The organism is Nakamurella sp. A5-74, from assembly GCF_040438885.1.
GTDB lineage: Bacteria > Actinomycetota > Actinomycetes > Mycobacteriales > Nakamurellaceae > Nakamurella.
Map to the genome: position 1 here is coordinate 4,029,601 of NZ_CP159218.1, position 25,936 is coordinate 4,055,536.

The following is a 25,936-nucleotide window of genomic DNA, read 5'->3' on the forward strand; positions in this document are numbered from 1 at the left end:
CGCCCGTAGAAGAGCTTCCGGCAAGCCCCACTGTGGGACGCTGACCGGGTGCGGATGCAATTCACCGCGGGACCCGACCCGACGGACCTGTTGACCCTCCCGTGGTCGACGGCATTGCAGGACTGGCCCAAGGACGTCCTGGTCAGTCTGCCGCGCGGGATCTCGCGGCACATCGTGCGCTTCGCGCGCATCGGCGGTTTGGTCTACGCCATCAAGGAGATCTCCGCCGATCTCGCCGAGCGGGAGTACGACCTGCTGCGCACGCTGGCTCGCACCGGCATCCCGGTGGTCGAGGCGGTCGGCGTGGTCGCCTCGCGCACCACCCCCGAGGGCGAACCGCTCGATGCCGCGCTCGTCACCAAGCACCTGCGGTTCTCGCTGCCCTACCGCGCCCTGTTCTCCCGGCGGCTCGACCCGGACCTGGAGCCGAAGCTGTTGGACGCGCTGGCGGAACTTCTCGTCCGGTTGCACCTGGTCGGCTTCGCCTGGGGCGACTGCTCGCTGTCCAACACCCTCTTCCGCCGCGATGCCGGAGCGCTCGCCGCCTACCTGGTCGACGCCGAGACCGGGTCGATCCGCGAATCGCTGTCCGACGGTCAACGGCAGGGCGATCTCGACATCGCCGAGACCAACCTGGCCGGTGAGCTGCTCGACCTGCAGATGTCCGGCCTGCTGCCCGAGTCGGTGGACCCGCTGGAGACCGCGCTGTCCGTTGTCGACCGGTACGAGCGGCTCTGGCACGAGCTCACCGCACCACAACAGCTCGGCGCCGGCGAATGGTGGCAGATCGAGCGGAAGATGCGTCGCCTCAACGAACTCGGCTACGACGTCGGCGAGATCCAGGTCGACGAGTCCGACGCGGGCCCGCTGTTGCGCACCCAGGTGGTGGAGGCCGGGCATCATCGTCGTCGGCTCGCCGAGCTGACCGGCCTGTCGGTCCAGGAGAACCAGGCCCGGCGCATCCTCAACGACCTGGACACCTATCGCAGCCAGGCGGTGATGCCCGGCAACGACATCGACGAGTTCACCGTCGCCGAACACTGGCTGATGGACGTCTTCGAGCCCGTCATCGAGGCCGTCCCACGAGAGCTGCGGGACACCCTGGAACCGGCGGAGATCTTCCACGAGGTGCTGGAGCACCGCTGGTTCCTGTCCGAGGCCGCCGGCCGCGAGGTCTCGATGGACGACGCTGCTCGCTCCTACATGCAGACCGTGCTGCCCTTCCGTCCGCACGAGGAGTCCATGCTGGACACCGCCCTGATGGGCGTCGGCTCGGTGGACGAAGCCCCGGACTGAGCTCGTCGGCGAATCCCGTCGCGTTCCGGCACCGTTGTTACGGGCGTCATGGAGCGAGCTTCAGCACATTCGTGCAGGTCAGACGTGGAGCCACCAAGGGGACTTGAACCCCTAACCTTTGCTTTACAAGAGCACTGCGCTACCGATTGCGCCATGGTGGCCTGCCGGAATCCGGCGCGACCAGCCTAACCGAGTGCGCACGGGCGCTGGTCCCCCTGTGGCGTTCGCTCACGTGACAGCCAGCCGCTCACGGTCGAGCGTGGGCGCCGAACGTGAGCGGATCGACCCCGGGGCTCGTCGCCACGTCGCCTGGTCACCAGATGACGTTCGCTCACGTGCCGCCGGTCGGGCCTCAGTAACCCGCAGTTCAGTTGTTGCTCGGCGGGACCGTCGGAACGGTGGCGCCGGGGCCGGGCGCCGGCCCGGAGGACGGAGCCACGGGCCCGCTGGACACGGGCACGCTGGACACGGGCACGCTGGACACGGGCTCGCTGGACTCGGGCGTGGTCGGGGCCGGCGGGGGCGGCTCGCAGATCACCTGGAACTGGCCGTTGTAGACAGTGGTCTGCTTCTCCCGCTTGAGCTCCTTGCCGGCCAGGTCGCGGATGATCCTGGTGTCGTCGATGGAGAAACCCGACGTGCCGTCGGAGTCATTGCAACTCTCGCCGTAGGGGATCGTCGTCGTGGGCGGTGGCGTGATGTCATAGCGATCGCTCGCCACCGACTCGACCTCCACCTGCTTCGTCCCGAACAACGTCACCGTGATCGACGACTCCGTCCAGATGGTCTTCACCAGGACCGCAGTCGGGTAGTCGTTCTTGAAGACGAAGTCGATGTCGGGGATGAAGATCGTCGCCTCCCGACCGGCCGGGTAGCGGCTGATCCAGTACGAGTGCGCCTGGTGCTCGATCTGCTGCAGACCGGCGAAGTAGGTGGCGTTGTAGAACGTCGTGGTGAACTGACTCAATCCCCCGCCGATGGCCTTGCCGGGACGCCCGTTCTCGATGATCCCGGACTCGATGTACCCCTGCTCGGTGCCGCGCGGGCCGGTGAAGTCGTTGAGCGAGAACGTTTCTCCCGGCTGGATGATGACACCGTTCATCTTCTCGGCCAGCACCTTGATGTTCTGCCCCGACGCATAGGCGAAGTCGTTGGTGGTGAAGGTGCTGATCTCTTCCTTGATGCCGAGTTCTTTGGCCTCCTGGGTGGTGAGGTCGGCGTCGGTTGCGGTGTAGACCACCTTCCAGACCCGGGTACCGGAAGCGTCCAGGGTCGCCCGGAGGGCCCGCTCGCTGGAGTCCCAGACCACCTTGCGACCGGTGACGGCCTCGGTGATGTTCGGCTGTCCGTCGATCAACGAGATGACGGCATCCTGCGGCGTAGTCTGGGTGGCCTCGATCCGGGCGGTCAGCGGCGCGCGCAGAGCGGCGACGTCGACAGACACGGAGAACCCGGTGCCGGCGGGTTTGATCGTCACGTGTTGGGCGATCTCGGCAGGGGTGAGCTGCGCGCGGACGTCGGCAGCCTCCACCTCCACCGGGCCGGACAGGATCCGCTTGGCTGTCGCGACCGCCGCGGTGGTCTCCTTCGCCGTGGCCCGGACCTTGCGCTCGGTCACCGGAAGCTTCAAGGAGGCAACGGTTTCGGGGCCGCCCCTGGTCCAGGCAGCGCTGATGTCGCGCACTGAGGCGTCGATGTCGAGGGACCGCCCCGTCACGGGTGGGATGGATTTGACCGTCGCCCCGGAGAGCGTGACCGACCCTTCGACGGCGTCGATGTCGGTCTTCGCAGCCTGAGCGGTGACCCACTTCCGGAGGGCGGTCTTGTCCACGGAAACCTTGACCGGCACGGACGTGGACTGGAAGAACGAGGTGAACCGGGCAAGCGGCGAGGCCGAGCTGGTCCCCGCGGCAGCGATGGCCTCGTCGATGTCCGGGGCGAGTCCCGCCTCGGCCGGCGGAAGCCGGACGTCCGTGCCATGGACGTCGACGGTCACCGCCGCCGTGTACTCGGCCTGCAGTTCCTGACGCAGCAGTGCCCGCGCATCGTCCGGAGTGCGTCCGCCGACCTCAATGCCGGCGATCTGGGTGTTGCGCTCGATCTCACCACTCGTGTGGGCGACGTCGATGAGGTAGAAGCCGACCACTGCAATCACGACCACTGCGACGGCGAGCCACCCGAACAGCAGGCCACGGGAGCGGCGCTCCTGCGCGGGTGCGTGCGGGTCGGTGTGGGGCTCGGAGAAAACAGGGATCACGGTCGTCGGGTCGTCGCTGCTGCGACCGAACCCGGATCCGGACGGCTGGTCGGAACCCACACCTCACCCTTCGGGTCGTTGCTGGAGGGCCGACACGATCGACCCCACCGGGCACGCCTCGACGCATCGAGCGGGCACCCACGCACCATCATGGCTGATCGGGACGCTCCGATGGAGCTGATCCGGAGCGATCCGGGCCACGTTCGGGCTCAGAGGTGGGTGCGCTCCTGATCGCGGGCGAGTGATGCGACCCGTTCGTCCGAATCGGAGGTGGCAGGGGAGGGCAGATGGGCCACCGGCGGGACGACGGCCAGATCGAGCAGCCGGTCGCGGCACTCCGCGACGGTCATACCGGTCAGGTTGGACAGCGCGCGCAGTGCTCCCTCACCCAGACTCTCGGTGATGTCGTCGAATGCCCCGTCGGGGTGGCGGATGGAGAACCAGCGGCGCACCGGTGCCAACGACTCGTCGGTGGTGGCCAACACGTCGGCGACGCGCACGGAGATGGCGCTCCGACCACGCAACGAGGACATCGGCACGGTCGAGCGCTCGGCGCCGGCGATCAACTTGCCACAGTCCTCACCGAGAGCCCGTGAGATGACCCAGAAGACGTCGATCCGCAGCGAACGATGTCCGGTCTCGTAGTTGGCCAGTGCGGCCTTGGACACCTGACCGCCGGTACGTGTGGCGACCTGCGCCTGGGTCAGGCCCTGGCGACGGCGTGACTCCCTGAGTTGCGCGCAGAGCGCTGCAGCAAAGCCGGCCTGCTGGTCGGCATCCACTGGAGGCATGGCACTACCTACTGTCTGGGATGGGGCATTGAAAGCCGCGGTAAGCACACAACCCACATTACACCCATTGGGTGATTCGTGGAAGCTTTCGTAACTCTTGGTCACATTGTGTACGTTCCGACCACGGCCCGGGCCCCCGTCTCCCGGCAGTGGAGTGTATGACCAACACGTAACGTCACCGGCCCGCAGGTGCGGTCCGCGCACCGTGGTGCCCGCAGCTGGTCGGTGGCCCACGCCCGGGTCGACCCAGGACCCTCCCGGACGGTGCAGGCAGATGCCGACCTAGTCTGGAGGCCATGACCGTTCGCCCCATCGTCATCTGCGGAGAGCCGGTCCTGCACCGGCCGACGATCCCGGTGACCGTGTTCGACGACGCTCTCGCAGTGTTCCTCGACGACCTGTTCGAGACCAATTCTGCAGCCCACGGCGCGGGTCTGGCGGCCAATCAGGTGGGTGACGACCGGCGGGTCTTCATCTACGACTGCCCCGACGACACCGGCGTCCGCCGGCGCGGCCATGTGGTCAATCCGGCGATCGAGACCTCACCGGTCCCGGAGACGATGCCGGACCCGGACGACGACTACGAGGGCTGCCTGTCGGTGCCCGGCGAGAACTACCCGACGGGCCGCGCCGACTGGGCGAAGGTGACTGGGGTGGATGTGCACGGCGATCCGGTCGAGGTGGAGGGCACAGGCTTCTTCGCCCGCTGCCTGCAGCACGAGACCGATCACCTCGACGGCCTGCTCTACCTCGACCGACTGGTCGGCAGGAACGCGCGCGCAGCCCGGAAGATGATCAAGGCCAACGGCTGGGGGGTACCCGGCAACAGCTGGCAGCCAGGTGTCGACGAGGACCCCTTCGGCCACTGACCGACCGGTCCTGCGGGTGGCGACTAGGGTCGGGCACGTGAGCGACGACGATCCCCAGACACATCGGCCGACCGCACGACGCCCCCAATTGCATCCGAGGGACTCCGCCGACGGAACCGCCGAACCCGCAGGCCACGAGCGGGCCGACATGGTCGTCGTGGCCAACCGACTGCCCTTCGACCTGCGGAAGAACGCCGACGGGACCACCACCGCACATCAGGCACCCGGCGGTCTGGTGACCGCGCTCGCACCGATCCTGTCGCGACGCGACGGTGCCTGGATCGGCTGGCCCGGTCAACCCGACCTCGACCTCGAACCGACCCGGTCGGACGGGTTGACGTTGCACCCGGTGCGGCTCTCGGCGCAGGAGATCGAGGAGTTCTACGAAGGTTTCTCCAACGCCACCCTGTGGCCGCTCTACCACGACGCAGTCGCCGAGCCGGAGTTCCATCGCCACTGGTGGGACGCCTACCGGCGGGTCAACCAGCGCTTCGCCGAACGGGCCGCCGCGGTTGCCGCCGACGGCGCCGTTGTGTGGATCCACGACTACCAACTGCAGCTCGTCCCACAGCTGTTGCGTGAGCTGCGGCCGGACGTCCGGATCGGGTTCTTCCAGCACATCCCGTTCCCGCCGGTCGAGCTGTACATGCGACTGCCGTGGCGGCGGGAGGTGCTGGTGGGGATGCTCGGTGCCGACCTGATCGGCTTCCAGGTGCCGGGCGCCGTGCGCAACTTCAGCCGGCTTGCCAAGAACCTGCTGGGCGTCACCGTCTCCGGTTCCACGCTCTCCCACGAGGGCCGCACCAGCCGGGTGGGCGCCTTCCCCATCTCGATCGACTCGCAGGCCCAGAGCGAGCTGGCCACCGAGCCCGAGGTGACCAGCGCAGCGATGAAGCTCCGGGCGGACCTGGGGCGTCCCCGCAAGATCATCCTGGGTGTCGATCGTCTCGACTACACCAAGGGCATCAACGTCCGGTTGCGCGCCTTCGGCGAGCTGCTGGACGAGAAGGACCCCAGCGTGCAGGACGCGGTGATGATCCAGATCGCCACCCCGTCCCGCGAACGCCTGGGCTCCTACATCCGGATGCGGGAGGACATCGAGCGTCAGGTCGGGGCGATGAACGGCGAGCACGCCAGCATCGGCCGGCCCGCCGTGCACTACCTGCACCAGTCGTTCCCCCGGGAGGACCTCGCCTCGTTCTACGTCGCGGCCGACGTGATGGCCGTGACCCCGCTGCGCGACGGGATGAACCTGGTGGCCAAGGAGTACGTGGCCTGCCGCTCCGCCGGCGACGGGGTGCTGCTGCTGAGCGAGTTCACCGGCGCTGCCACCGAGCTGCGGCAGTCCGTCCTGGTCAATCCGTACGACACGAACGGCGTCAAGGACGCGCTGCGGGAGGCTCTGCAGATGCCGGCCGGCGACCAACGGCGACGGATGCGCGCGCTGCGCCGTCAGGTGCTCACCCACGACGTCGACGCGTGGGCGGAGTCCTTCCTGTCGACGCTGGAGGACACCAAGGATCCGGTGGCCGCAGCCCGGTCCCGGCTGCCGGCCACGGCGGTGAAGGCGGTCGAGGAGCTCGCCCGAACGCGATACCTGCTCGTCGGTACCGACTTCGACGGCGTGCTCTCCCCGATCGTCGACGACCCGGCCGCCGCCCGACCGCTGGTCGAGTCGGTGGATGCAGTCCGCACGCTGGCGGTGCTGCCCAACACCTCCGTCGCCGTCATCTCCGGACGTTCGTTGGCGGCATTGCGCACGCTGGTGGGCGACATCGGCCCGGTCCACATGATCGGGTCGCACGGCGCGGAGGACGCCGGGATCACCGGCATCCCGGTCCAGGCAACCGACTCCGCTGCCACCCCGGCTCAGCTGACGCCGCAACAGGTTGCGCTCAACGAGCGGGTGATCGCCGCGATGGAGGACCTGCAGCAGCTGCACCCGACGATCCGGCTCGAGACCAAACCCACCGGGGTGGCCGTACACCTGCGCGGGACTGCGGCGGCCGTCGAGAAGGCGGTCGAGCAGGCCATCCTCAGCGGTGTCGCGGAGTGGGAGGGGGTGCGTCTACTGCGGGGCAAGAAGGTCCTGGAGCTGTCGGTGGTGTCCACCGACAAGGGCAAGGCCATCTCCGGTCTGTCCAGAGCGCTGGAAGCCACCGCAACGCTGTTCCTCGGCGACGACGTCACCGACGAGCACGCCTTCGCCCTGATCGTCCCCGCAGACAGCGACCGGCTCACCGATCCCGACTCACCCGCCGTCGCGGGAGTCGGGGTGAAGGTCGGACCCGGCGAGACGCTGGCGACGGTGCGGATCGCCGATCCCCGCCAGGTCGCCGATCTGCTGACGATGCTCGCCGCCGAACGTCAGCGGTACGTCATCCACGCCTGAGGTCTGTCGACGCGTTCGGTGTCCGTGGTGGGGGACGCTGCTGCGCAGGCTTCGCCAGCTGCAGAGGGCTGCGCATCGCCCCCCACCACGGCCACACCACCGGCACAGGTCCTCGGCGTCTCCTCCTGGAGGAGGAGCTGCCGCCACTAGGATTTCCGCATGCCCCGCACTCCTGTGTTGACCCCGCGCGCCCAGGACTTCCCCCGTTGGTACCAGGACGTGGTCGCCAAGGCCGAGCTCGCCGACAACGGGCCGGTGCGCGGCACCATGGTCATCCGTCCGTACGGCTACGGGATCTGGGAACGGATGCAGGCCGGGATGGACGCCCGCATCAAGGCGACCGGTGCGGAGAACGCCTACTTCCCGTTGTTCATCCCCGAGTCGTACCTGCACCGCGAGGCCGAACACGTCGAAGGTTTCTCGCCGGAACTCGCAGTCGTCACCCACGCGGGCGGCAAGCAGCTCGAGGAGCCGGTGGTCGTGCGGCCGACCAGCGAGACGGTGATCGGCGAGTTCATGGGCAAGTGGATCAACTCCCACCGCGACCTGCCGCTGCTGCTCAACCAGTGGGCCAACGTGGTCCGCTGGGAGCTCCGGCCGCGGATCTTCCTGCGCACCAGCGAGTTCCTCTGGCAGGAGGGTCACACCGCCCACGCCTCGGAGGCGGATGCCGCCGCCTATGCGCGCCGGATCCTGCACGAGGTGTACGAGGACTTCATGCGCACGGAGCTGGCCATCCCGGTCGTCGTCGGTCGCAAGACCAAGCGGGAGCGCTTCGCCGGCGCCACCAACACTCTCGCGCTCGAGGCGATGATGGGCGACGGCAAGGCCCTGCAGATGGGCACCAGCCACGAGCTCGGACAGAACTTCGCCCGGGCCTTCGACATCTCCTACACCGACGCCGATCAGCGCCAGCAGCATGTCTGGACGACGTCCTGGGGATCCTCCACCCGGATGCTGGGCGGCCTGATCATGTCCCACGGCGATGACGCCGGCCTGCGGGTGCCGCCGAAGCTGGCCGCCGTCCAAGTGCAGGTGATGGTCGTCAAGGGTAGCGACGACGGTTCGGTCGAGGCCGCGGCGCGGGGCTTGCACGCCGAGCTGGCGGCCACCGGGGTCCGGGTCCGGCTGGACGATCGGGTCGACACCCCGTTCGGTCGGCGGGCGGTGGACGCCGAGCTCAAGGGCATTCCGTTCCGCGTCGAGGTCGGTCCCCGCGATCTGGCCGAGGGCCGGGTGACGCTCGCCCGGCGGGTCCTGGGGACCAAGGAGCAGCACCCGATCTCCGCGGTCGCCGCAGCGATCACGGCGGCGATCACGGCAGACCAGGCCGAGCTGTACCGCCAGGCCGAACAACGCCTGACCGATCGGACCGCCGAGGTCGACACCGTCGAGGACGCCGTTGCCGCCACGGCCGACGGCTGGGCGCGGCTGCCGTGGAGCGCGCTGGGCGACGAGGGTGAGGCCCGGATCGCCGGGCAGGGCGTGACCGTCCGCTGCCTGGTCCGCGCCGACGGGTCGGTGCCCGACACCGACGACCCGGCACAGGATCCGGACCTGATCGCCGTGCTGGCGCGCGCCTACTGATGGCTCCGACGCACCCGGCCGGCGGCGGGGTCACCTTCCGTCCCCGCGAACCGGCCGACCTGCCGACGCTGGTGACCCTGCTGGCCGCGCAGCAAGCACGCTCGCACTATCCGTTCCGCTGGCCGCTGCCGTTCCCGCCCGAGCAGTTCATTGCGCGCGAGACCGAGCGACACTCGTGGGTCGCCGTTGTCGACGGCACGACGGCCGGCCACATCGCCGTCACCGAGGTGATCGACGACGACTTCAGCCGGGTCTGGACCGCGGCGACCGGACGGGCCGCGTCCGGTCTGGGCTGTGTCTCGGCGTTCTTCGTCGACGAGACCCGGCGCGGCTCGGGCATCGGCGGTGGTCTGCTGGACCGGGCGGTCGCACTGCTCCGGTTGCAGGGCCGGCTGCCGGTGTTGGACGTGGTGCAGCGGCACGGAGACGCGCTGGCGATCTACCGGCACCGTGGCTGGCGCGAGGTCGGCGAAGTACGCCCGCCGTGGCTACCCGCCGACGAGCCGCCGGTGATTGCCATGGTGCTCGACGATCCCACCGGGGATCCGATCACGCTGCCGCCGGCGACCGGCCTGAGAGCCGTGGATCTGCACCCCCCGGAGCAGCCGTCAGCGGCGACCGATCACCGTCCACGCGACGGCGTCGATGTCGAACGGACCGGCAGGCAGCAACTCCGCGCACCGCGTGCGTAATCGCTGCTTGGTCACGGCGTCCAACGCCGCGACGTAGTCGCCCGCCGGTCCGACGCCCAACTCGAACATCTCCCACCACTGCTCGAAGCCCGCGAACGTGCGCGTCGAGGGCAGCGTCAGCGGCCGCAGGTCGTGCAGTCCGGCCTGCGTGAACAGCGCAACCAGCTGCCCGTCGCGGGTGCCGGGCAGGTCGGATTCGTCCGGTGCGTCCGGGTCGAGATCCTTGGCCGCACGCCAGAACACCCCGAGCGGGTGCCGCCCGCCCCCGAAGTCCCAGACGCTCGCCGCCACCTGACCTCCGGGCCGGGTGACCCTGGCCATCTCGGTCAACCCGCGCACCGGATCGGGCATGAAGTGCACCACCAGCTGGGCAACGGTGGTGTCGAACGAGGCGTCCGGGAACCGCAGCCGGTCGGCCGTGGTGCACTCCACCCTCAGCCCCGGGAACCTCGCCCGCAGCGCCGCGACGAAGGTCTCCGACGGATCGACGGCCGCGACCGCATGCACGCCGAGCGCTGAAACCAGCCTGGCGGTCAGCGCGCCGGGACCGGCCCCCACATCGAGTGCCCGCTGACCGGCTCGAAGCTGCAGCTCGGCGACAGTGGCGTCCGCGAGCGGCTCGGCGTAGCGACCCATGAAAGCGCCGTATGCGTCCGCGCTGACGGAGAAACCCATGGCGCTCAACGGTACTCCAGAACAGCGACCGCTACCAGGATCAGATCCGCGGCGGGCCGGTGGTGCGACCTGCGAGGAAGGTCGTCGGCAGGATCACCCGCTGGGCCTGATGGCGGATCGACTCCTCCAACAGCAACCGGCCTGCCTGACGGCCTTTCTCCACGACCGGTTGCGAGATGGTCGTCAGCCCGGCATCGACAGCTGCCCGCACACCGTCGAACCCGCTGACCGAGACGTCCTCAGGGACCCGGCGACGGCGCCTGGCCAGCTCCTCCAGACCGCCGAGCGCCAACACGTCCGAGGTGCAGACCAACGCGGTGATCCCGGGATCGAGCGCCAGTACCTCTGCGGTGGCCTCGGCGCCGGCCGCCCGGGTGTGGTCGAACCGTTCGATGACGGGCACCCGGTCCCAGGACACCCCTGCCGCTTCGAAGCCGTCCCGCAGCCCCGCCAACCGGTTGCGCTGCACGTGGTAGTCGGCGGTCGCCTGGCGCACCAGGTCCACCGGCCCGTCGTTGCGGGCCCTCCCGAGCCGCATGCACACCACACCGATCCGGCGATGGCCCAGCTCGACCAGGTGATCGGCGATCTCCCGGGCAGCGGACCGATCGTCGATACCGACCAGATCGGTGGTGTCCAGGGACGGTTGGTCACAGATCACCGTCGGGACGGGACGCGACAGCATCGCAGCCAGGTACGGGTCGTCCGCCGGCATCGAGTAGGCGACGAAGCCGTCGACCGCGGCGCTGCTGACGCTCTGTACATCCGCCGAACCCGGGCTCGCAGGTACCAGCAGCAGCCCGATCCTGGCCTGATCGCACTCCAGGGTCAGACCTTCCAGGAACGCGACCGCCGCCGGATCGCGGAAGGCGTAGGAGAGCTGCTCGGTGAGCAGCAGACCGATCGCGCCGGCCCTGCGGGTCCGCAGTGACCGGGCGACAGGGTCGGGGCCGGAGTATCCGAGCCGCGTCGCCTCGTCCATCACTCGCTGTCGCAGCGCGGGCGACAGTTGGTCAGGGCGGTTGTAGGCGTTGGAGACGGTGGTCCTGGAGACTCCGAGCTCCTTGGCCAGCGAGGCGAGCGTCGCCTGTTGACGACTGCGGTGGCGCTCCATCCGGACAACGCTATCCCGCGGGCCGAGGGCAGTCGGTACGACATGCGCCACGTCCGCCGCCGCCCGGACCACCCGCCGGCCGGTGGCGGCGTCGATTCACCCGCGGAAGGTGCGGAGCAAGCAGTCGCGCGCGGCCGGCGACAGCTGGTGCTCCTGGTAGACCGCCGGGGCGCTGCCCGGTGCCGCGATCTCGTAGCTGAAGGCGTCCGGGTGGGGCAGGCGCGCGCTCGTCGGGATGGCGCCCTGCCGCGCCCCGGTGACGGCAGGATCGGCGGCCAGCAGGCCCCGCCACACCGCTACCTCCGGAGCGGGGACCCCGGCGAGATCGACCGTCCGCGACACCGACGTGCCGGCGAAGCCACCGGTGCGGGTGACGACAACCGCGGCCGGCGCTGCACTCGGTCCATCGGCCGACGGGGTGTTGCCCGAGGGGGCAGCCTCGCCGGTTGTCATGTCGGTGACACCCACCTGCTGCCAGGCGGCCGCCACTGCCACGGCCTGCGCAGAGCCGTTGCCGTACAGCTGCACCGCTGCCTGTTCGGTGAGCCGCGCGAACTCGACGAAGTCGCAGTCGGCGCTGATCGGCCCGCCGGTGAGGACCTCGAACCAGATCGACCCCGGCGCTTCCCAAGCGTTCCCACCGATTGCGGTGGCCACCAGGTGGAAGGCCTTGTTCGGGATCCCGGAGTTGATGTGCACGCCGCCGTTGTCGGAACTCGTCTCGACGTAGTCGGCCATCGTCGCCGGCTGCGGATCCTTGCCCAGCTCGGGATCGTCGTACGCCGTCCCCGGTGCGGCCATCGACCTCAGCGCAACACCGTTCACGCTGGGCAGCAACAGATCTGCGCCGATAAGCCAGTCGGCCTGATCGGCCGTCTGGCCCAGCACGTACTGCTTCACCAGCACTCCGAAGACGTCGGAGATGCTCTCGTTGAGCGCTCCCGACTGGCCCTGGTACCGCAAGCCCGCGGTGTGCTCGGTGACGCCGTGGGTCAGCTCGTGGCCGATCACGTCGATGCTCGCGGTGAACGGGCCGAAGATCCGCCCGTCCCCGTCACCGAACACCATCTGCTCGCCGTTCCAGAACGCGTTGTCGTAGTCGCGCTCGTAGTGGACGGACGCAATCAGCGGTAATCCTTTGCCGTCCAACGAGTTGCGGCCGAACACATCGTGGAACAACCGCCAGGTGTCGCCGAGGCCGTCGTAGGCCTGGTTCACCGCCTCGTCGGCGACCTCCGGGGCGCCCTCGTCCCGCACGAGATCGCCCGGCAACTGCGCACCGTGCTCGGCGTCGTGCACCGAGCGCCGCGGCCCCACTGTCCGGGCAGTCCTTCCAGGAGCTCTCGGCGCTGGCGCTGCTCCGCGCACGGACTGGCCGGGCGACACCCGGTCGCGCCGCATCCGCTCGTCCCGCAGCAACGTCCTCGCGGCACGCCCGGCGACCGTGCGATCGGGCGAGCGGGACAGCGCATCGAGCAGGTACGGCGGCACGATGCCGCAGCAGCGGGTGGGGTGCAGGGACACCGCGAAGCCGGTCATGCCATCAGTGTGAACCCGCGGTCCGACGGTGTCCCGACGGGCTCACCGCAGATCCGGGCGCCGTCGGGGGGTTGTCGGCTCCGTCACGGCATGAGAGTGTGAAAATCTTCCACTCCCGGACCTGATGGAGACAATGATGTCCTCAGCGATCGATCGACGCAGTTTCCTCGGGCTGGCCGGTGCCACGGTTGTCGGCGGTGCGTTTGCCGTCACCATCGGCACCCTGCCGGCGTCGGCCGCGACCGCGGGTTCGCCCGTCGGTGACCCGAACAGGCCCAAACGGCAGTTCCGGGCGATGTGGATCTCCTCGGTCGTCAACATCGACTGGCCCAGCCGCACCGGACTGTCGATCGAGCAGCAGCAGTTCGAGTACATCGGCTGGCTGGACCTGGCCGAACGGCTGAACCTCAACGCCGTCATCTCCCAGGTCCGGCCGACGGCCGACGCATTCTGGCCCTCGCCCCACGAACCGTGGTCGCAGTACCTCACCGGCACCCAGGGCGCCGATCCCGGCTACGACCCGCTCGCCTTCCAGATCGCCGAGGCGCACGCGCGCAACCTGGAGTACCACGCCTGGTTCAACCCCTACCGGGTGTCGATGGGAACCGACCCGAACACCCTGGTGCCGACCCACCCGGCGCGCGTGCACCCGGACTGGGTGTTCCCGTACGGCGGAAAGCTGTACTACAACCCGGGGATCCCGGAGGTGCGCAGGTTCGTGCAGGACGCCATGTTCGACGCGGTGCGGCGCTACGACATCGACGGCGCCCACTTCGACGACTACTTCTATCCGTACCCGTCCGGCACCACCCCGCTGCCCGACCAGGACACCTTCCGCGCCTACGGCGGCCGGTTCGACGACATCGCCGACTGGCGGCGGGACAATGTCAACAAGCTGGTCTCGGAATTCCACCGGCGCGTGCAGCACGCCAAGCCGTGGGTCAAGTTCGGCATCAGCCCGTTCGGCATCTGGGCCAACTCCTCGGCAGAGCACCCGGATGGCTCGGCCACCGGGGGCACCCAGTCATACGAAGCGATCTACGCCGACACCCGCCGCTGGGTGAAGGAGGGCTGGGTCGACTACCTGAACCCGCAGATCTACTGGCAGATCGGCCTCGCGGTCGCCGACTACGCAGCGCTCGTCCCGTGGTGGGCGGACGTGGTTGACGGCACCGACGTAGCGCTGTACATCGGCCAGGCGACGTACAAGGAGACCAGCAAGGTCTTCGGCCCGGACGAGCTGTCTGCTCATCTGACGTTCAACCAGGCATACCCGCAGGTCGACGGCGACGTGTTCTTCAGTGCGAAGGACGTCCGCAGCGACGCCCAGGGTTCCACCTCTGCAATGGTGTCGGAGCACTACAGCCGGCCGGCGATCGTGCCGGTGATCGAGCACCTGGGTGGACGCGCGCCGCGGCGCCCGGTGGGGCTGCACGGTCGACGCCGCGCCGGCGGCGTGCAGCTCGAGTGGACGTCCTCCCAGGAGAACTCGCAATCCGCGGTCGCCACCTCGTACGCGATCTGGCGGCTGGACGGGCCCATCAGGCCCGGCGACCTCGTGGACGCCACCCACCTGCTGGCGACGGTGCGGCGCAGCGGCCACGACCGGCAGAGCTATCTGGACACCACCGCAGACCCGAACAGTCGGTACCGGTACGTCGTCACCGCGCTGGATCGGCTGTGGCACGAGAGTTCTCCAGCATCCCTGCAGATCTGACAACGGCAGCTCAGCACCGATCGACCTCGCCACCCGCTCCCCGGTGCGGGCATGGCGACGACGGATTCGTCCAGGGCTGCTTCCATTCCCCGGCTGTCGCGCCGCGGCACTGCAGGCCGCGCGTCAGCCGAGCAACTGCAGGCCGCGCGTCAGCCGAGGCCGCCGAGTGACCAGCCGGCGCGCAGCGCCTGCACCGCGCCGGTCGTCTCCGCGATCAGCATGCTCAGCAGCTCCTCGGTGGTTCCCGCACGCAGGAACGCCAGCCGATCGATGAGCCCGACGGGTGTGATCCCCGCGAGCTGCCAGACCAGATCGCCGGGCTCGTCGGCCAGCGCGATGTCGGAGGACCAGGACGCCTCGACGAACTCAGAGGCCAGGGCCAGCGCGGTCCGCACCAAGCGGTCGGCCTCCACCAAAGACGTCCTGCACTGCTCCGTCCAGATCAGTGCCGGCAGCTTTCGTACCTCGGCCCGCGGGTAGGGATCCTCGGCCTGCCAGGCGATCACCTCGATCCGGGACGCGCCCCGGGCGATCAACCCGACCACGCCGTCACCCTCCTCGATCTCCGTGACCCTGGCCACGGTGCCGATCCCGAACCGTCGGTCCCCACCGCCGACCTCCTGCCCGCGTTCGATGAGCACCACCCCGAACTCGGCGGGCTCCTGGGCCAACACGTCGACCATCATCTCCAGGTACCGGGGTTCGAACACCCTGAGTGCCAACGGCATCGCCGGGAGCAGCACCGAGCCGAGCGGGAACATCGGCAGCAGGGTCACCGGTTCCACGCTAGACCTCGGACCGTACGGCGGCCGGGCGTCGGAAGTGGCGACACCAGGTCCCATCGCGAGATCTGTCCTCGCTCATCCGGTATGTCCCACTCCGCTCGGGTTGGTGGCTGCGACCGACATCGCTCGTCATCAGTACCCGGCGAAGTGATCCCGCCTGATCCGGGTGGCACCCAGATCGGCGGCCAGCCGGGAGACCACGTCGACGAACGCCGGCGGTCCCGAGACGTAGACGTCGCGTCGTTCCAGGTCCGGGACGGCGGCAGCGAGCGAAGTCCGATCGATCCGGGGACCGATCACGTTCTCGAAGCTCGGCGGCAGCTCGGTCGCCGGGGTGGAGGTCACGACGATCACCCGAGCGCGGGAGTCGTCGAGCAGATCCAGATACGCCAGGTCAGCCGGATCGCGCTGTACGTAGACCACCACCACGTCGTACCGGCTGCCACCAGCCAGGCCGTCGAGCTGACCCAGGAACGGTGTGATGCCGATCCCGCCGGCAATCAGCAGCACCGGACGGTCGCGATCCACGGGCAGCACGAAGTCGCCCGCGATGCCCGTCGCAGAGATGTTCGTGCCGATGGCCATGGCGCCCAACGACTTCTTGAAGGTACTGCCGTCCGGCGCCATGGTCATCGCGACCAGTAGGCGATGCGGATCCCGATCGGGCGAGGCGATGCTGAAGGTGCGTCGACTGCCGCGGCGATCGGCGCGCGCATGCGGAACGGAAAGCTCGATGTACTGCCCCGGAACAAATCGGAGTGGCCGCGCGGAGTGGAACTCGAACTCGGTCGCTCGTCCGCCGGCGGCTCGCCGCCCGGTGAGGGTGAGCCGGATGCCGGACCGCTGACCGAGGGCGAAGGCCAGCAGGTTGCCGATGACCAACGCGGTCTCCGGCCCGAAGCTGTAGCCGGCGATGGTGATCGGGATCGCGAACAGCACCCCGACGACGACAGCTTCCACCAGCTGCTGACGGTGGGTCGGCGGCAACGTGAGCGGCTCTGTCAGCATGAAGACAGCGAAGAAGACCATCGGCGTGGACAGGAGGGTGTATTCGAGCGATGCCCCGATGCCGCCACCGTCGATCAGCAACCGCGCCATCGTGACCACCACGACGACGACGAGGAATGTCGCGACCAGAGCCACGCGTCGGGTGCGTCGGACGATGAGGAAGCCGACGACCGCGGCGACGACCACCAGGTACTTCGTGCCCACCCACCACAGACCCAACACGTCGAACTCGAACAGCGCCAGCCACAGTGCACCGATCGCTGCCGGGTTGACCACATGCCGGCCACGGATGGCGAACACGTACTTCGATCCGGAGGCGATCACCCCGGCGAGCGCGACCTGCAGCAGCAGCTTCGGATCCGAGGTGGGCAGCAGGATGAACCAGAGCAGCAGCCCGGTGATGACGGACGACTCGGGATGGGGGTGCACTCGGAACAGCAAGGCGAACAACAGGTTCGAGCCGACGGTCGACACCATCACGATCAGCAGCGACGCGCCGAGGTCCGCTGCCGGGAACTCGAGCGTCCCGGTGAACGACAGGATGAACGCGACCACTCCGAGCACGATCAGCGAGTTGAGGACAAGTCGGTACATCGACGTGCGCCCCAGCAGCCCGTCGAGCGTGTGCGTCACAGGCAACGTGCGGGCCACGGGCAGGGTGTGCGTCACAGGAACAACTCGCCGGGGAAGTCGGGCGACCAGTCGATGCTGCCGTCGTCGGACATCCGTACGTAGCTGAAGGGATACCGCTGGGCCAGCACCGACGGCTCGGTGAAGAACAGTGCGGTGGCGAGAACGTCTGCCAGCGCAGTGTTCTCGGCGACCACCCAGGTCGCCTGGGTGCCGCGCACCGGTTCACCGGTGAACGGATCTACCACGTGGTGCAGATCGGCGCCCCAGCGGCGACGGTTGACGGCCGAGCTGCACAACGAAGCATCCCGCAGCTCCGCGACGCCGATCACCATCGTCGGATCCAGCGGATGCTCCAGCCCGACGCGGCACGGCACCGGACCGCGGTGCAGCAGGTCGCCGCTGGCGTCCACCAGGATGCGGCCGTCGTGATCGGGATCGATCAACTCCGCGACCAGGTCCACCAGCATCCCCTTGCCGGCCGCCCCGATGTCGAGCACGACCGGAGCCGTGGTGGTGATCGACGATCCGGTGACCGTGAGGGCGTCATCCCACGACGGGGTGGCCCTGACGCCAGGACGGCGCTGCAACGTGTACTGCGCGTCGTAGCCGAGATGCTCGAGAGCTGCTCCGACGAGGGGTGTGACCCGACCTGCAGTGAGCTCGTAGACGGTGCGGTACAAAGACATCACCGCAGCGGCTTCCGGCGGGAACTCATACGTCCCCGGCTCACGGGCCATCCTGGACACCAGGGAATCCGATCGGAAGCGGGACCAGGCGGCGTCGAATTCTGCCACCCGCTCGTCGACCTGTCGGCGGATCTCCGGATCGAAGCTGTTCGGCGAGGCGATCCGCCAGTGGGTACCGAGAGCGGAGAACCGGTACTGCGCCGAGAGGGGGCGCCGCCGCCCCAGGTCAGGCATGTGCCTGCTCCTCGATCGCCTTCAGGGCATCGTTGAATCCGCCGGAGGTGAGGGACGAGCCGCCCACCGCACCGAGCTGGACGGTGTCGATCTTCTTGCCGGTGACCTGCGCAGAGTAGTTCTGCTGGAACAGATTCTGGTATGCCTTGGCGATTCCCGTGGCGAACAACTCCAGGGACGAACCGGTGACCACATCGCCGGCGAGAGTGAGGGTGACGCCCACCTTCTGGACGCCGCCGGGACTGTTGTACTCGGCCGTGGCCGAGTAGGTGCCGTCCTTGAACTGGGTCACCGGTGCCGGTGCGGCGGTAGTGGGTGGGGGAGGCGGCGACGGAGGCGGCGTCGATGCGGGCACCGGGGTCTGGCTGCTCGGAGCGGGGACCGGTCGTGAGGGCGGCATGCTCGACGAGGGCGCGTCGGAGGACGTCCGAGACGGAGTGCTGGGGTTCCGCGCCGACGCAGACGACGGGGCCGACGACGTCGCTGACGGTGCTGCGGAGGACGGTGCAGCGGAGGACGGTGCAGCGGGCGACGGCGCAGCGGTCGTGGTGCCGGCTTGCACCGTCATCGACGCCGGGCCGACCGCGGATGCCGTCACACCGGCGGAGGTAGCAGTGTCCGGCAGGCTCTCGGCCGCGCGGGTGAGGCTCACCCCGTAGGTGGACGCCGCGATGACGACGATCCCGGTGCCGAGCGCCGCGAGGTACGACCGGCGACTTCCTGAGCTGCTCATGTGTGTCCTTCGCCACCGGCGCATCCCCGGATGGCCCCGGCCCACTCGACCGACGCCGCCCGCGGGGAGGCACGGCGATCCGCCCGTTTGGAAAACGCTTTCCACAGGCCCTTCCCATCCAGCCCGACGCCCGCTAGCGTCCTCAGGGAGCGACGGCGCCGATGCCGTCCGCCACTGCGGCCGCACACTGCGGCTGCCCGATCGGAAGGACCTCGATGGCACAGGTCGAATACGACGCCGCCTCCCGCGTGTACCCCGGCAACCCGCCGGTGCGCGCTGTCGATCAGCTCAGCCTCAAGATCACCGACGGCGAGTTCCTCGTCCTCGTCGGACCGTCCGGGTCGGGCAAGTCGACGGCTCTGCGCATGCTGGCCGGTCTCGAGGACATCAACGAAGGCCGCATCCTCATCGGCGACCGCGACGTCACCAACGTCCCGCCGAAGAACCGCGACATCGCGATGGTCTTCCAGAGCTACGCGCTGTACCCGCACATGACGGTTGCCGACAACATGGGCTTCGCGCTCAAGCTGCGCGGCGTCAACAAGACGGAGATCGCCTCCAAGGTGCGCGAGGCTGCCGGCCTGCTCGACCTGGAGAAGTACCTGGACCGCAAGCCCAAGGCGCTCTCCGGTGGCCAGCGTCAGCGTGTCGCCATGGGTCGCGCGATCGTGCGTGAGCCTTCCGTGTTCCTCATGGACGAGCCGCTGTCGAACCTCGACGCCAAGCTGCGCGTCGAGACCCGCGCCAACATCGCCGAGCTCCAGGCCCGCCTGGGCACCACCACCGTCTACGTCACCCACGACCAGGTCGAGGCCATGACGATGGGCCACCGGGTCGCGGTGCTCAAGGACGGTCTGCTGCAGCAGTGCGACACCCCGCGGACGCTCTACGACCGCCCGCAGAACGTCTTCGTCGCCGGCTTCATGGGCTCCCCGGCCATGAACATCATGCAGCTGCCGTTGGCCTCCGACGGCGTCAAGCTCGGCGAGACCGTCGTCCCGCTGACGCGTGACGTGCTCTCCGAGGCGAGCAGTGCGGGCCTGTCGTCGGTCACCTTCGGCGTCCGTCCGGAGAACCTGGTCCTGGGCAGCACCGGCATCCCGGTGACGGTCGACCTCGTCGAGGAGCTCGGCGCCGACTCCTACGTCCACGGCCACGGCCCGGACGGCGAGCGCCTCGTCATCCGCACCGACGCACGGGTACAGCTGAGCCAGGGCGCTGTCGTCCGGGCCACCGTGCAGGACGGCGACCACGTGCACGTCTTCAACTCCGAGACCGGTGAGCGCCTCAAGGCGTCCGGTGCCGTCACCCCGGACTCCTCGCCGGCGGCCGGTACCGCAGCTTCGCTCATCAAGTAGTCCTCACCCGGCCATCAGGCCACCGCATCGACAGGGGCAGGTCCGGATCATCGGACCTGCCCCTGTTGCTGTCGCCGCCCACTCCTTCGCGGACCCCACGGTCGCTCCACCACCACCTTCGCGGACCCCACGGTCGCTCCACCACCACCTTCGCGGACCCCACGGTCGCTCAACCACCACCTTCGCGGACCCCACGGTCGCTCCACCACCACCTTCGCGGACCCCACGGTCGCTCCACCACCACCGATCGCCCCGGGCCATCGGGCATGATCAGGTATGGCCATTCCCAACCCGCTCGACGCCGTCCGCCTCGCCTCCACCGCGTACGGGGCGGTGGAGCAGGCCGTCAAGTTGATCCCGCGGGTCACGTCGCTGCTGACCGATGTCGAGCGGCTGGTGCTGCGGGTGAACAACCTGATCGGCGAGGTCGAGGTGACCCAGCGACGGGCTGCAGCAGCGGTCACCCAGGTGGAGAGTGTCGTCGCGGGCGCCGCCGGAATCCAGAGCCGCGTCGCGACACTCGTCGACCGCTTCGAGCCCGTCCTCACCCACCTGCTGCCGGTGCTCGAAACGCTGTCGCGCACCACCAGCGCCGATGAGGTGGCTGCCCTGGTCAAGCTCGTCGATGCGCTGCCGCCGATCGTCGACCGCCTGGACACGGACATCATGCCGATCATGGACACGCTCGCCACCGTTGCGCCCGACCTGCGCGATCTGCTGGACGTCTCCCGCGAGCTGAACGAGATCATCGGATCGGTGCCGGGGCTGCGCGGGATCAAACGGCGGGTCGAGGACAAGCAGAACGAGGAGGATGCCTACCGCGCGGACGAGGAACCGCCCGCGGCACCACAGCGCAAGCACCCGGAAGCGACGACCTCCTCCTGACACCCGCACCCCGGCCGCGGACCTCGCTCGATTCCGCCGGGTCGATGAACGGACAGGGTCGAGGGCGCCTTCGTCGCTCGACCAGCGGAGATTTCGCCGATGGAGGGAACGCAGTGAGTCGAGATCCCATCCTCGAACGACAGGGGCCAGGATCTGATGGACCTGGTTGTAACGGCGCTCAGACCTGGTGCACCGAGAGCGTCTGCACCCGGGGCGGGCTCTGCGGCGTCAGGCTGATCGCGCAGCGCAGCAGCCCCGTCCGCCCTGGGGACGTCCAGCTCAGGTTCGCCGGCGAGGTGCTGCGCGGCGAGGCGTGTTCGAGCGTCACCGGCGCGGAGCCGGCCAGTCCGACGGCGTCCGCCAGCCGCCCGATCTCGGCGACACGTCTCGGCAACGGCTCGTCGAGATCGACGTTGTCGCTGAACAACGCGTCGGCAACCACCGGATCCCATTGCCGCAGCAGCGATTCGAGGCTCAGTCTGGCCGCGATGGTCTCCGGCCAGAGAGTGGGCACCGCGTCGGGGACGACAAGCGCATCGAGCACCGCGTCGAGCAGTGTCGTCACCGCGGTCACTGCGCCGGAATAGCGAGCGTTCTCGAGCCCGACGATCCCGATGCCGGTCGCCGCATGCCAGCGCATGTGGGAGCCGAACCCGGGATAACCGCCCGAGTGGCTGACGATCCGCCCGTGCCGCCCGTCCTCGGTCACCAGCCCCAAAGCGTAGTCACGACCCGCCGCACCGGTCGCGGTGTGCGGTTGCTGCATGTCGCGCCTGCTCGCGGCGGACAGGATCTGCTCCGCGTCGTCCTCCTGCAGTCCCTCGTCCGTCCCGGCCGTCACCAGCCAACCCGCCCACCGGGCCAGCGCGGACGCCGAGGCGAACACTCCGCCGATCGGGGAGAACGCACCGGGGTCGCTGAACGGGAGCGCGAGCCATGTGCCGTCGAGTCGACGATGGCCGATCGCCACGCCATCGACGTCGGCGACTGCCGAGTCGAACCCGATTCCGCCGAACCCACCGGCGCGCAACAGATCTGCGGTGACGAGCTCGGTGAAGTCGCGTCCGGTGACCCGTTCGATCGCGGCACCCACCATCGCGAAGCCGAGGTTGGAGTACTCGAAACTGACGCCGGGCGGACGGGCGAAGCGCACACCCGCCGAAAGGAGGGTCCGGAATTCGTCGCGACCCAACGACTCCTGACGATCGGCCCAGGGATCGTCTCCCGGCAGTCCGCCCGCCATCGACAGCAACTGCGCGACGGTGGGGATCCTGTCGTCATGACCCGAGGACGGACCGAGGTCCAGGTGACGATCGATGGGTGCATCGAGGTCCAGCAGCCCCCGGTCACGCAGCCGCAGCGCCATCGCAGCGGTGAAACTCTTGGTGCACGAAGCGATCCGGAACGCCGTGTCGGCAGTGACGGGTGTTCCTCCCGGCGTGACGACGCCCGCCCCGCCGGCAGCGATCACCGTACCGCCGACGAACACCGCCCAACCCGCACCGGGCGAGGTGCCCGACTCCACCCGCTCGGCGAAGGTGCGCCGGCAACTCTCCCCGACCAGGTGCACGCGGTCGACGTCATGGTTCACGGAATCTGTTCCTGTTCCTCGGGCGAGCGATCGATTGCGAGGGTATCCCCCGACCTGTCGCACTCCCGCTCGACTCCCCGGCGTCCTGCTACTGTGAATGGGAACGGTTCTTATTAGTGCCGTTCCGTGTCTGCCGCCCGCCCCACGAACGCCACCCAGGAGTACCACCGTGACTGTTCTTCCCCGCCGGCATTCTGTGCGCCTGCTCGGCATCACCCTGACCGCCGGATCCCTGTTGCTCGCCGGCTGCGGCTCGAGTGAACCGGCCACCACGTCGCCGTCCGCCGGCTCCGCGGGCAGTGCCGGCGCCACGTCGCCGATCCCGGTCGTCGCCTCGACCAACGTCTACAGCTCGGTGGTCAGCATCATCGGCGGGGACCGGGTCGATGTCACCTCGATCATCGCCGATCCGTCGGCCGACCCGCACTCGTTCGAGGCCGACCCACAGACCCAGGTGGCGATCGCGAAGGCCAAGATCGTCATTGCCAACGGTGGTGGCTACGACGACTTCGTCGGGACCATGGTCAAGGCCACCAACACCTCCCCGACCCAGATCGACGTCGTCGAGCTGTCCGGGCTCGAGAAGTCGGCACCTGTCGAGGACGGCAAGGCGTTCAACGAGCACGTCTTCTACTCGACTGCTGCGATGCGCACCCTCTCCGCCGAGCTGGTCAAGGACCTCAGCGCTCTCGACACGGCCGGCGCCTCGACCTTCGCGGCCAACGCAAGGGAGTTCGACGCCGGCCTGGCCGCCATCGACCAGCGCACCGGAGCCATCAAGGCGGCGCACCCGGGAAGCCTGAAGGCCGTCGTCACCGAGCCGGTCGCCGACTACCTGCTCGCAGCGGCAGGCTTCCAGGACGTGACGCCGAAGGACTTCGCCGAAGCGATCGAGGAGGAGAACGACCCGTCGGTGAAGGACCTGGCTGACATCGACAAGCTGGTCAGCGGCAAGCAGGTGCAGTTGGTCGCCTACAACGAGCAGACCTCGGGCCCGGTCGTCGAGCAGGTCAGGTCCGCGGCGGAGAAGGCCGGGGTGCCGGTGCTGCCGGTCACCGAGACGTTCCCCGAGGGCGTCACCGACTATCTGGCGTGGATCAACGGCACGCTCGACACCCTGGAGAAGGAACTCGGATGACGTCGTCCGACGCCGGGCCGAATCACCGGTCGGGCGCCCGTTCGGCCGCCGGGACCCGCACCCGCCCCCGTCCTGCGCGTGGTGTTGCCGACAGTGATGATGCGACCGGTTCCCATCCCCGATACGCCATGATGGACGACGTGCCCGTCACCCCGCCGCCCACCGAGGCACCGGTCGTGGGATCGGCCGCCGCGCTGGCCACTGCTCCGGCCGTCTCGCTCCGCGGCGCCGCCCTGTCCTTCGGCAGCCGGATCCTCTGGGCCGGCCTCGATCTGGACGTCGCCGCCGGCGAGTTCGTGGTCGTCCTCGGCCCCAACGGCGCCGGCAAGACCAGCCTGCTGAAGGTCCTGCTCGGCCAGCAACCGCTGTCGGCCGGGACCGCGGAGATCAACGGCCGTCCGGTCCGGACGGGGTCGTCGCGGATCGGCTACATCCCCCAGCAACGCGCGTTCGATCCCGGGTTGCCGGTCCGTGCCCGTGACCTCGTGGGTCTGGGCATCGACGGCCACCGCTGGGGATTCGGTCTGCCGTCCCGCTCCCGCAGCCGCGCCATCGACGCAGCGCTCGCGTCGGTCGGCGCGTCCGCGTTCGCCGACGCACCTGTGGGGCTGCTGTCCGGTGGCGAGCAGCAGCGGCTGCGGATCGCGCAAGCACTGATCACCGATCCGCACGTGCTGCTCTGCGACGAGCCGCTGCTGAGCCTGGACCTCACCCACCAGCAGGCCGTCAGCGACCTGATCGACCGGCGGCGCACCGAGTCGCAGACAGCGGTCGTGTTCGTCACCCACGAGATCAATCCGGTGCTCCGGATGGTCGACCGGGTGATCTACCTGGTCGACGGGAAGTTCCGCATCGGCACACCCGACGAGGTGATGACCACCGCTGTGCTCTCCGAGCTCTACGGCAGCCACATCGAGGTACTGCGCGCAGAAGGACGGATCATCGTGCTCGGCACCGACAGCCACGTGCACCATCACGACGAGAACGGGACCCACTGAGATGGCCGCCCCCACCGGCTTCGCCACCGTCGAGTGGTTCTCCATCGACGGCATCCGCGAGGTGCTGCCCTACGTCACCGGGTCGCTGTTCGCCGGTCTGATCCTGGGCATCGTCGCCGGGGTCATCGGCCCGATGATCCAGGCACGCGACCTGGCCTTCGCTGTGCACGGCAGCTCCGAGCTGTCGTTCGCGGGCGGAGCCGCTGCGCTGCTGCTGTTCGGCGGCGGTGTCGCTGCCGCGAGCACGGCGACGATCGTCGGGGTCGGCTCCATCGTCGGTTCGGTGATCGCGGCGGTGCTGTTCGGTGTGTTGGGGGCGAAGGCCAGGGAACGGAACTCGGCGATCGGCGTCATCCTGCCGTTCGGTCTCGGCCTCGGGGTGCTGTTCCTGTTCCTCCACCCGGGTCGCGCGGCCAACAAGTTCGGCCTGCTGGTCGGCCAGATCGTCGCCGTCGACACCACCCAGATCTGGTTGCTGGCAGCGGTCGCGGTGGTCGTGCTCGGGGTGCTGGCGGCGATCTGGCGGCCGCTGTTCTTCGCCTCGGTCGATCCCGATGTCGCTGTGGCACGGGGTGTTCCGACGCGACTGCTGTCCGCACTGTTCATGATCGTGCTGGGCCTGGCGGTGGCGATGGCGGTGCAGATCGTCGGCGCGATCCTGGTGCTCTCGCTGCTGATCACGCCGACTGCCGCTGCGAGCCGGGTCACCGCATCGCCCGCCATGGTGACGTTGCTGTCGGTGCTCTTCGCAGTCTTCTCGGCGGTCGGCGGGATCATCCTGTCGCTCACCCCGGAGCTGCCGATCTCGCCCTGTGTCACCACGCTGTCGTTCCTGATCTACCTGGTGTGCCGGGTGATCGGGGCGGCGCGGCATCGTCGGGGCTGGAACACCCGCACTCCCGCTCCCACTGCCGCCGCCGAGCCGGTCGCCGCTGCTGCCTGATCGCCGCCCACCGGA

22 protein-coding genes and 1 tRNA gene are annotated in these 25,936 nt (G+C 69.1%); 12 read left to right on the plus strand and 11 right to left on the minus strand.

The genetic code is table 11. The features are described 5' to 3' along the window. The first annotated feature begins 54 nt into the window (after nt 1-54). Nucleotides 55-1,296 (plus strand): DUF4032 domain-containing protein, encoded by a 1,242-nt coding sequence (locus ABLG96_RS18475; RefSeq protein WP_353651582.1) that lies wholly within the window; start codon nt 55-57, stop codon nt 1,294-1,296. An 85-nt stretch (nt 1,297-1,381) separates the two neighbouring features. Here the strand turns inward: ABLG96_RS18475 and ABLG96_RS18480 are convergent. From ABLG96_RS18480 to ABLG96_RS18490, 3 genes are all read right to left on the minus strand, one after another. Next, nucleotides 1,382-1,457, minus strand: a tRNA-Thr gene (locus ABLG96_RS18480). Between the two features lie 206 nt (nt 1,458-1,663). Further along, the gene (locus ABLG96_RS18485) at nt 1,664-3,613 is read right to left on the minus strand and encodes a VanW family protein (protein WP_353648783.1); all 1,950 of its coding nucleotides are present in this window, start codon (nt 3,611-3,613) and stop codon (nt 1,664-1,666) included. Between the two features lie 149 nt (nt 3,614-3,762). Further along, nucleotides 3,763-4,344 carry a helix-turn-helix transcriptional regulator gene (locus ABLG96_RS18490; RefSeq protein WP_353648784.1) on the minus strand — a complete coding sequence of 194 codons (582 nt, stop codon included), beginning with the start codon at nt 4,342-4,344 and terminating at the stop codon, nt 3,763-3,765. 296 nt (nt 4,345-4,640) lie between these two features. Between ABLG96_RS18490 and ABLG96_RS18495 the strand changes: the two genes are divergently transcribed. The 4 genes from ABLG96_RS18495 to ABLG96_RS18510 all read left to right on the plus strand — a co-directional run bounded on the left by ABLG96_RS18495 (nt 4,641) and on the right by ABLG96_RS18510 (nt 9,884). After that, nucleotides 4,641-5,213 (plus strand): peptide deformylase, encoded by a 573-nt coding sequence (locus ABLG96_RS18495; RefSeq protein WP_353648785.1) that lies wholly within the window; start codon nt 4,641-4,643, stop codon nt 5,211-5,213. Nucleotides 5,214-5,250: 37 nt separating this feature from the next. After that, complete coding sequence (locus tag ABLG96_RS18500; protein ID WP_353648786.1) at nt 5,251-7,605, plus strand: bifunctional alpha,alpha-trehalose-phosphate synthase (UDP-forming)/trehalose-phosphatase; 2,355 nt, start codon at nt 5,251-5,253, stop codon at nt 7,603-7,605. A gap of 159 nt (nt 7,606-7,764) precedes the next feature. Continuing rightward, nucleotides 7,765-9,192, plus strand: coding sequence for a proline--tRNA ligase (gene proS, locus ABLG96_RS18505; RefSeq protein WP_353648787.1), 1,428 nt, complete (start codon nt 7,765-7,767; stop codon nt 9,190-9,192). Then, nucleotides 9,192-9,884 carry a GNAT family N-acetyltransferase gene (locus tag ABLG96_RS18510; protein ID WP_353648788.1) on the plus strand — a complete coding sequence of 231 codons (693 nt, stop codon included), beginning with the start codon at nt 9,192-9,194 and terminating at the stop codon, nt 9,882-9,884. Before proS ends, ABLG96_RS18510 begins: the two co-directional genes overlap by 1 nt. On the opposite strand, the gene ABLG96_RS18515 is transcribed toward ABLG96_RS18510, so the two are convergent. The 3 genes from ABLG96_RS18515 to ABLG96_RS18525 all read right to left on the minus strand — a co-directional run bounded on the left by ABLG96_RS18515 (nt 9,801) and on the right by ABLG96_RS18525 (nt 13,212). Then, nucleotides 9,801-10,559, minus strand: coding sequence for a class I SAM-dependent methyltransferase (locus ABLG96_RS18515; RefSeq protein WP_353648789.1), 759 nt, complete (start codon nt 10,557-10,559; stop codon nt 9,801-9,803). The two genes, ABLG96_RS18510 and ABLG96_RS18515, sit on opposite strands and share 84 nt — an antisense overlap. Before the next feature lie 40 nt (nt 10,560-10,599). Then, a complete protein-coding gene (locus tag ABLG96_RS18520) occupies nt 10,600-11,673 on the minus strand; it encodes a LacI family DNA-binding transcriptional regulator (RefSeq protein ID WP_353648790.1) in 1,074 nt (357 codons plus the stop codon). 96 nt (nt 11,674-11,769) lie between these two features. After that, nucleotides 11,770-13,212 carry a protealysin inhibitor emfourin gene (locus ABLG96_RS18525; protein ID WP_353648791.1) on the minus strand — a complete coding sequence of 481 codons (1,443 nt, stop codon included), beginning with the start codon at nt 13,210-13,212 and terminating at the stop codon, nt 11,770-11,772. A gap of 136 nt (nt 13,213-13,348) precedes the next feature. On the opposite strand from ABLG96_RS18525, the gene ABLG96_RS18530 reads away from it, so the two are divergent. After that, a complete protein-coding gene (locus ABLG96_RS18530; protein WP_353648792.1) occupies nt 13,349-14,929 on the plus strand; it encodes a family 10 glycosylhydrolase in 1,581 nt (526 codons plus the stop codon). Nucleotides 14,930-15,078: 149 nt separating this feature from the next. On the opposite strand, the gene ABLG96_RS18535 is transcribed toward ABLG96_RS18530, so the two are convergent. From ABLG96_RS18535 to ABLG96_RS18550, 4 genes are all read right to left on the minus strand, one after another. Continuing rightward, on the minus strand, nt 15,079-15,705 hold the full coding sequence (locus ABLG96_RS18535) for an LON peptidase substrate-binding domain-containing protein (protein WP_353648793.1): 627 nt from the start codon (nt 15,703-15,705) through the stop codon (nt 15,079-15,081). Between the two features lie 141 nt (nt 15,706-15,846). Further along, nucleotides 15,847-17,391, minus strand: a complete 1,545-nt coding sequence (locus tag ABLG96_RS18540) for an RnfABCDGE type electron transport complex subunit D (protein WP_353648794.1) — start codon at nt 17,389-17,391, stop codon at nt 15,847-15,849. Continuing rightward, a complete protein-coding gene (locus tag ABLG96_RS18545; protein WP_353648795.1) occupies nt 17,388-18,275 on the minus strand; it encodes an FAD:protein FMN transferase in 888 nt (295 codons plus the stop codon). The genes ABLG96_RS18540 and ABLG96_RS18545 overlap by 4 nt, the downstream gene beginning before the upstream one ends. Next, nucleotides 18,268-18,567 (minus strand): hypothetical protein, encoded by a 300-nt coding sequence (locus ABLG96_RS18550; RefSeq protein ID WP_353648796.1) that lies wholly within the window; start codon nt 18,565-18,567, stop codon nt 18,268-18,270. The genes ABLG96_RS18545 and ABLG96_RS18550 overlap by 8 nt, the downstream gene beginning before the upstream one ends. Between ABLG96_RS18550 and ABLG96_RS18555 the strand changes: the two genes are divergently transcribed. From ABLG96_RS18555 to ABLG96_RS18565, 3 genes are all read left to right on the plus strand, one after another. After that, a complete protein-coding gene (locus tag ABLG96_RS18555; protein WP_353648797.1) occupies nt 18,554-18,934 on the plus strand; it encodes a hypothetical protein in 381 nt (126 codons plus the stop codon). The two genes, ABLG96_RS18550 and ABLG96_RS18555, sit on opposite strands and share 14 nt — an antisense overlap. 289 nt (nt 18,935-19,223) lie before the next feature. Beyond that, complete coding sequence (gene ugpC, locus ABLG96_RS18560; RefSeq protein ID WP_353648798.1) at nt 19,224-20,366, plus strand: sn-glycerol-3-phosphate ABC transporter ATP-binding protein UgpC; 1,143 nt, start codon at nt 19,224-19,226, stop codon at nt 20,364-20,366. 276 nt (nt 20,367-20,642) lie between these two features. Next, nucleotides 20,643-21,251, plus strand: coding sequence for a hypothetical protein (locus ABLG96_RS18565; RefSeq protein ID WP_353648799.1), 609 nt, complete (start codon nt 20,643-20,645; stop codon nt 21,249-21,251). A gap of 178 nt (nt 21,252-21,429) precedes the next feature. On the opposite strand, the gene ABLG96_RS18570 is transcribed toward ABLG96_RS18565, so the two are convergent. Continuing rightward, nucleotides 21,430-22,842: a serine hydrolase domain-containing protein gene (locus tag ABLG96_RS18570; protein ID WP_353648800.1), complete on the minus strand. Its 1,413-nt coding sequence runs from the start codon at nt 22,840-22,842 to the stop codon at nt 21,430-21,432. 169 nt (nt 22,843-23,011) lie between these two features. Here ABLG96_RS18570 and ABLG96_RS18575 point away from each other — a divergent pair, with 169 nt between their 5' ends. From ABLG96_RS18575 to ABLG96_RS18585, 3 genes are read left to right on the plus strand one after another with little or no spacing between them, the layout of a single operon-like run. After that, the gene (locus ABLG96_RS18575; RefSeq protein ID WP_353648801.1) at nt 23,012-23,980 is read left to right on the plus strand and encodes a zinc ABC transporter substrate-binding protein; all 969 of its coding nucleotides are present in this window, start codon (nt 23,012-23,014) and stop codon (nt 23,978-23,980) included. Further along, nucleotides 23,977-24,978, plus strand: coding sequence for a metal ABC transporter ATP-binding protein (locus tag ABLG96_RS18580; RefSeq protein ID WP_353648802.1), 1,002 nt, complete (start codon nt 23,977-23,979; stop codon nt 24,976-24,978). Before ABLG96_RS18575 ends, ABLG96_RS18580 begins: the two co-directional genes overlap by 4 nt. A 1-nt stretch (nt 24,979) precedes the next feature. Continuing rightward, nucleotides 24,980-25,921, plus strand: a complete 942-nt coding sequence (locus ABLG96_RS18585) for a metal ABC transporter permease (protein WP_353648803.1) — start codon at nt 24,980-24,982, stop codon at nt 25,919-25,921. Nucleotides 25,922-25,936: the final 15 nt, after the last annotated feature.